We start from the raw sequence: 1519 nt of genomic DNA, 5'->3' as shown, positions 1-1519 counted from the left end.
CTCTCCTGTTGACGGCGAGCCAGTTTTTCCGCTGCAGGTGCCCCCCTGACACCTTCTTCGATGGCGTACAGCTTGCGGATTTTGGCCAGCGCAACATCAGCCTTGCTGACTTTGCTGTTGTTCACCTTTTTGCCCGGTTTGGCTTCGCCTTTTTTGGCATCGGTGAACTTGCGGCGCACATGGTCAAAACAGCCAACCTGGGTAATGCCTTCTTGCTTGCACACAGCACTGTAACTGGCATAGCCGTCAGTTTGCAGGTAACCGCTGAACCCTTCGAACAGGCGCAGGGGAACCTCCTTGCCCCGGGAAGGATCGTAATGGAACAACACCGCCGGTTGCCCCGGTGGGCCACCCAGGGTCACCCACATGTACTTATCCGAGTGGATGGCCTTACTGAGTTCCTTGAGTACCTGGATCCGGGTTTCATCAGCATTCATGATGTGCCCGGCCCGCTGATGGTCTGCCATCAGGTTGATCAGGGGCTGCAGTTGCAGGGACAACCGGATCAGCCAGTTGGCCATGGTCGTCCGGGTAATGGAGCCGCCATAGCGTGCCAGTATTTTTTCCTGCCGGTACAATGGCAGGGTGCGGCCGGCCAGGCGTCGCAATATTTGGCAATGATGATCCAGGCCAGCATGCTGACGGTCACTGCGGATTTGGGAATGGGATGTTTGGGTAGCTCCGCCGCCTTGATAACGCGTTTTTCCTGCGATGCCTCTCCCGGCTCAGCTTTCTCAAGAAATACCGCTTTCTCTTGCAGAATCTCTTTCACCTGAACCCGGGCTGGAATGATATCCAGCTCTTCCCGGACTTTGGTGAAGAAGGTCTCAATAGCACCCTGCTTCTCTTCCGGGGGCAGCTCAATACGTTCCTGCACCCTCGGCAGTGCCGGTGACAGCGGTGTACGTCCCTTGCGTTTCTTGCGGGGCTTTGGGCTTTCCCCTGTTTCCGGTTCTTCCTCATTCAGGGCGTCTTCTTCAGCCGGGTCAGCACCACAATCGGCTAACTCCGCTTCATTGAAGATTTCGCCCTGGCCACTGAACTTTTCAGAACTGTGGCCATAGAGGCGGGCACGTTCCAGACGCAGGTATTCTTCCAGAATGGCAATGCGTTTTTTCTGTTCTTCTATGACGATGGACTTTTTCTGGATAATGTCGTCTTTCTCAAGAAGAGCATTGTCTTTTTCAAGAAGGGCGCTGTCTTTTTCAAGAATGACACCGTTGATGGTCTGGATGGCCTCAAGCAAGGCCTCCAGATCCAAGGCTGTTCCAGCATTTCCGACCAGTAAACTCAAGGCGGATTTTGGCTGATGACTGACGGTATCAATGAGTGATTTCATGGCATTAAGATTGTAGCCATCCAGCAACCAATTGAGCTGCTGGCCCGTTAAGGTTATCAGCTCGTCATCGGGTTTGGGCCAGTGAACTTTGAAGTGGTTTAATGACTTAGGACACCTCGTTAAGCACAATAGTACCATTGATGACGAGGTAGAAAGTGACAAAGCAGCGTAAGAATTATT

1 protein-coding gene and 1 pseudogene are annotated in these 1519 nt (G+C 53.1%); both read right to left on the bottom strand.

Annotated elements, in window-relative coordinates:
* Positions 1 to 578 (bottom strand): IS66 family transposase (locus tag ACO6VE_RS24480; protein ID WP_422464108.1); only part of this gene is annotated, 578 nt, incomplete at its 3' end.
* Positions 506 to 1519 (bottom strand): annotated as a pseudogene (locus tag ACO6VE_RS24475) (hypothetical protein); the annotation flags it as partial. The pseudogene ACO6VE_RS24475 and the gene ACO6VE_RS24480, both read right to left, overlap by 73 nt.

The organism is Endozoicomonas sp. ALB115 (assembly GCF_049310245.1).
Taxonomy (GTDB): Bacteria; Pseudomonadota; Gammaproteobacteria; order Pseudomonadales; family Endozoicomonadaceae; genus Endozoicomonas.
This window is presented reverse-complemented; position numbering and strand designations above follow the sequence as displayed.